Raw genomic sequence first — 4,647 nt, 5'->3', positions numbered from 1 at the left:
ATAAGAGACAGGCGTACCGGCGGGCGGTGGCCCCCGCTTCCCGGGCGACCGCCTCGCGCAGTTCGGCCGGGCCGATGACCTCGGCCTCCGCTCCGAGGGAGAGCAGGTCGCCGACCGCCACGGTGGTCGTCTCCACCCGCATCGTCACCCGGATCCACCCCTCCCCGTCCGGGGGGCCGGCGCCCTCCAGTGCCTCGACGGCGACCGCGCCGAAACGCATGGGGAGCAGACGGCGGGCCCGGGGCGATATCCGCAACTCGGCGGTGGTGGGGCGCAGTGCCTCCTCCAGTCGGCGGGAGGAGCGCTCCCAGTGGCCCGCCAGGTCGAACCCGGCGGGCCGCTCGAAGGTCTCCTCGCCGGCCTCCGCGGACAGCAGGCGGGAGACCCGGTAGGTCCGCACGGTGTCGGGGCCGGTGCCGCCGGGCGTGCCGGTGCCCTCACCGGTCCCCTCGGCCGTCGTGAGGGGTGGCCCGGGGTCGGGGGCGCCGCCGGGAACGGCGGCGGCCACCAGGTACCAGACGCCGCCCTTGAGGACCATCCCGAGCGGCAGCAGCTCCCGGTGGACCTCGCCGCGCCACCGCCGGTAGTGGACGCGCAGCACCCGCCGCTCCCACACCGCCCGGGCCACCGTCTCCAGGTGGGGCACGGCGTCCCCCTCCCGGAACCAGGCCGGCGCGTCGAGGTGGAAGCGCTCCTCCACCAGCCGGGCGTGTTCCGCCGGCTCGGCCGGCAGGGCGGCCCGCACCTTCAGCCGGGCCGTCGCCAGGAGCGCGCCGAGGCCCAGCTCCCGGGCGGCGCCCGGGACGGCGGCGAGGAAGAGGGCCCCGGCCTCGGCGTCGGTGAGGCCGGTCAGCCGGGTGCGGTAGCCGTCCATCAGCCGGAAGCCGCCCAGGGGGCCGCGCTCGGCGACGACCGGCACCCCGGAGGCCCCCAGCGCCTCGATGTCCCGGTGGATCGTGCGCACCGAGACCTCCAGTTCGGCGGCGAGTTCCCGGGCGGTCATCCGGCCCCGGTTCTGCAGCAGCAGCAGGAGGGAGAGGAGGCGGTCGGCGCGCACGGGGTCATTCTCGCGGACCCGTGCCGTACCCGTCAGGGGATGTCATGTACGGCGAGCAGGCTGGTGGACGACCGCGCGGAGGGCGCGCGGACAACCGGAAGGACCTGCCGTGCACGCACCGACCTCGGGCCACTTCGTCAACTCCCGCTGGGAGGAGGAACCGCTCGGCCCCGACGCGAAGGGCCCGCGTCTCGCCCGGGCCTCCGTCGCCAACACCTTCACCGGCGTCATCGAGGCGGCCGACACCACCTGCGCCTACGCCATCGCGTACGCGGCGGACGGCGGCGGCTCGTACGCCGGGATGCAGTTGCTGGTCGGCCGCGTCGCGGGGCGGGAGGGTTCCCTGCTGCTGGAGGAGCGCGGCTCGTTCGGCGCCGACGGCACCGTCCGGGGCACCTTCGAGGTGGTGGCCGGCTCGGGTACCGGGGAGCTGAGCGGACTGCGCGGGACGGGCGGCTTCACCCACCGGCCGGGGGAGACGCGCTCGGCCTACGGGTTCGAGCACGACTTCGCGGAGCCGGACGCCGCGGGCTGATCCGTCCCCCCGGGGCCGGTGCCGGAGCGCGCCGGCCCCGCCGGGCGGCGGCGTCCGGCGCCGGGGCCCGGGTCGGGAGGCGCGGGTCAGGAGGTGCGGTCCACCACCGCGTCGCACAGCGAGGCGAGGGCGGCGCGGGCAGGGAGGTCCGGCAGGTCGGCGAGGCTCTCGCGGGCCAGCTCCGCCTGGCGGCGGGTGTCCTCGCGGGCCCGGGCGAGTGCGGGGTGGGCCCGCAGGCCGGCCAGGGCCTCGGCGAGCCGGGCGTCGTCGGTGAGGTCGCCCTCGACCAGCTCCAGCAGCTGCCGGTCCTCCGCCGAGCCGCCGGTCAGGGCGCGCTCGCGCAGCCGCAGCACCGGCAGCGTGGGGATGCCCTCTCGCAGGTCGGTTCCGGGGGTCTTGCCGGACTCGCGGGCCTCGCCGGCGATGTCCAGGACGTCGTCGGCCAGTTGGAAGGCGACGCCGATCCGCTCCCCGAACTCGGTGAGGTCGGCGACGATCCGGGGGTCGGCACCCGACATCAGGGCGCCGAAGCGGCCCGAGACGGCGATCAGCGAGCCGGTCTTGCCGGCGATGACCCGCAGGTGGTGCTCGATGGGGTCCTCACCGGGGCGGGGGCCGGCGGTCTCCTGGATCTGGCCGGTGACCAGGCGCTCGAACGCCTCGGCCTGGATGCGCACGGCCTCCGGGCCCAGCCCGGCCACGATCCCCGAGGCGCGGGAGAAGAGGAAGTCGCCGGTGAGGACGGCCACCGAGTTGTCCCAGCGGGTGTTGGCGCTCGGGACGCCCCGCCGCACCTCGGCCTCGTCCATGACGTCGTCGTGGTAGAGGGTGGCCAGGTGGGTCAGCTCGACCACGACGGCGGCCGGGACCACCCCCGGGGCGTTCGCGTCCGCGAATTGCGCGGAGAGCACCACCAGCAGGGGACGGAACCGTTTGCCACCGGCCCGCACCAGGTGCTGGGCGGCCTTGGTGATGAACGGGACATCGCTCTCGGTGGCCTCGATCAAACCCTCCTCGACCGCCGCCAGACCGGCCCGGACATCGGCTTCAAGGGCCTTGTCCCGCACGCTCGCCCCGAAGGGCCCCACGACGGTCACGAGCCACTCTCCTGTCTGCGCTGCGAATGTCCCCGGCAGCGTAGCCGGTCGGAAGTCGATCACCACCGGCGCGTACCCCGGTCGCCCTTCTTCGATGGTCGCCCCGCCGGGACTACTGTGCCTCCCATGTCTGAAGCGAGCACGACCGAGCCGACCGCGGACGACCTCTTCGGTCCGGACAATCTTCCCTACGGCGTGTACACCACCCCGGATGCGCCCGAAAGGCCACGAATCGGCGTTCGCCTCGGCGACCGGGTCCTGGACGCGGGCGCCGCCGCGGGGCTCCTGAACCTCCTGGAGGCCCCGGACGCCGGGCTGTTGACCGCGCCCTCCCTCGACCCGCTGCTCGCCGCCGGACGCCCGGCGTGGAGCCGGGTGCGGGCCGCGCTGCGCACGGCGGTCACCGACCCCGACCGACTGGCCCGGGTCACGGAGGCGGGGCTGCTGCTCCCCCTGTCGGGGGTGACCATGCGGCTGCCGTTCACCGTCGCCGACTACGTCGACTTCTACTCCAGCGAACACCACGCCACCAATGTCGGCCGGCTCTTCCGCCCGGACGGCGAGCCGCTCACCCCCAACTGGAAGCACCTGCCGATCGGCTACCACGGCCGCGCCGGGACGGTCGTGGTCTCCGGCACGCCGGTGGTCCGCCCCGGTGGCCAGCGGCGCCCGCCGGGCGCCGAGGAGCCGGTCTTCGGGCCGAGCACCCGCCTGGACATCGAGGCGGAGGTCGGCTTCGTGGTCGGCACGCCCTCCCGGCTCGGGGAGGCGGTGCCGATGGACGGCTTCCGGGACCACGTCTTCGGCCTGTGCCTGCTCAACGACTGGTCGGCGCGGGACGTGCAGGCGTGGGAGTACGTGCCGCTGGGCCCCTTCCTCGGCAAGTCCTTCGCCACCTCCGTCGCGGCGTGGATCACGCCGCTGGAGGCCCTGGAGGAGGCCCGTACGGCCCCGCCGGAGCGCACGCACCCCCTGCTCCCCTACCTCGACGACACCGCCCCGGGCGCCCGGGACGACGGGCCGGGGCACGGGTACGACCTGCGGATCACCGTGCGGCTCAACGGCGAGATCATCGCCGAGCCGCCGTTCTCCGCGATGTACTGGACCGCCGCCCAGCAGTTGGCCCACCTGACCGTGAACGGCGCCTCGCTGCGCACCGGTGACCTGTACGCCTCGGGGACCGTCTCCGGCCCGGAGCCGCACCAGCTCGGCTGCCTGCTGGAGCTGACCCGCAACGGCCGGGACCCGATCACGGGCGGCTTCGGGAAGCGGACCTTCCTGGAGGACGGTGACGAGGTGACGCTGACCGCCTGGGCGCCCGGCCCCGGCGGCGGCCGGATCGGGCTGGGCGAGGTGACCGGCCGGATCGAACCGGCCGGCTGAGCCCGTCGCCGGGGTCCGGGCCGGGCGTGTCCCGGTCCGGGCCCCGGCGTCGGTCGGCGGACGCCCGGGCCGGCGGAATCGGCACGGGGGCCGGCGGAATCGGCACGGTGGTGTCCCGGGTCGGTCACCGCGGCTCCCGGTGTCCGGGGGAACCGCTAGCGTGGGCGCGTCCGGGAACGCCGGACGAACCGCGCGGCGCCCCGGGAGGCGCCGCGACATCGTGTGACACCACCGAGGGGGACCCCATGCACAGGTCGGTACGGCTCGCGGCGCCCGCCGCCGCGGCGATCGCGGCGCTCCTGTTGAGCGGCTGCGCCGGCGACAACGGGAACGACGAGGCGGCGGAGGCCGGCGGGGAGGACACCGCACAGCCGCGGGACGACGGTGCCGGGGAATCCGCCGAACCGGCCGGGGACGACGCGGCCGGGGACGACGCGGCCGGGGATTCCGGGGGAGCCCTCGCCGCCGGCGTCCCCGGCCAGGCAGGCGAAGTCCACCGCCACGGCTTCCCCGGCCTCCCCCTCGGCCGGTCGGGGCCGGCCCCAGCAACTGGTGGGCGGGTCCCCGGCGGAGTA

General features: G+C 75.9%; 4 protein-coding genes and 1 pseudogene. 3 read left to right on the top strand and 2 right to left on the bottom strand.

What is annotated here, in order from left to right; genetic code table 11:
* The coding region (locus tag FOE67_RS17170; protein ID WP_182665251.1) for a helix-turn-helix transcriptional regulator at positions 1 to 1,057 on the bottom strand (1,057 nt) is incomplete at its 3' end.
* Between the two features lie 109 nt (positions 1,058 to 1,166).
* Between FOE67_RS17170 and FOE67_RS29430 the strand changes: the two genes are divergently transcribed.
* Positions 1,167 to 1,592, top strand: a complete 426-nt coding sequence (locus FOE67_RS29430) for a DUF3224 domain-containing protein (RefSeq protein WP_323384986.1) — start codon at positions 1,167 to 1,169, stop codon at positions 1,590 to 1,592.
* A gap of 86 nt (positions 1,593 to 1,678) precedes the next feature.
* Here the strand turns inward: FOE67_RS29430 and FOE67_RS17160 are convergent, their stop codons facing one another.
* Complete coding sequence (locus FOE67_RS17160; RefSeq protein ID WP_182665247.1) at positions 1,679 to 2,689, bottom strand: polyprenyl synthetase family protein; 1,011 nt, start codon at positions 2,687 to 2,689, stop codon at positions 1,679 to 1,681.
* Between the two features lie 126 nt (positions 2,690 to 2,815).
* Between FOE67_RS17160 and fahA the strand changes: the two genes are divergently transcribed.
* Positions 2,816 to 4,072 (top strand): fumarylacetoacetase, encoded by a 1,257-nt coding sequence (fahA, locus tag FOE67_RS17155; RefSeq protein ID WP_182665245.1) that lies wholly within the window; start codon positions 2,816 to 2,818, stop codon positions 4,070 to 4,072.
* Between the two features lie 245 nt (positions 4,073 to 4,317).
* Positions 4,318 to 4,647, top strand: a pseudogene (locus tag FOE67_RS17150) (hypothetical protein); the annotation flags it as partial.

The sequence above is a fragment of the Streptomyces calidiresistens genome, assembly GCF_014141525.1.
GTDB classification, from domain to species: domain Bacteria; phylum Actinomycetota; class Actinomycetes; order Streptomycetales; family Streptomycetaceae; genus Streptomyces; species Streptomyces calidiresistens.
Note: the sequence above shows the minus strand (reverse complement) of the source record. Positions and strands in the feature narration are given on the sequence as shown.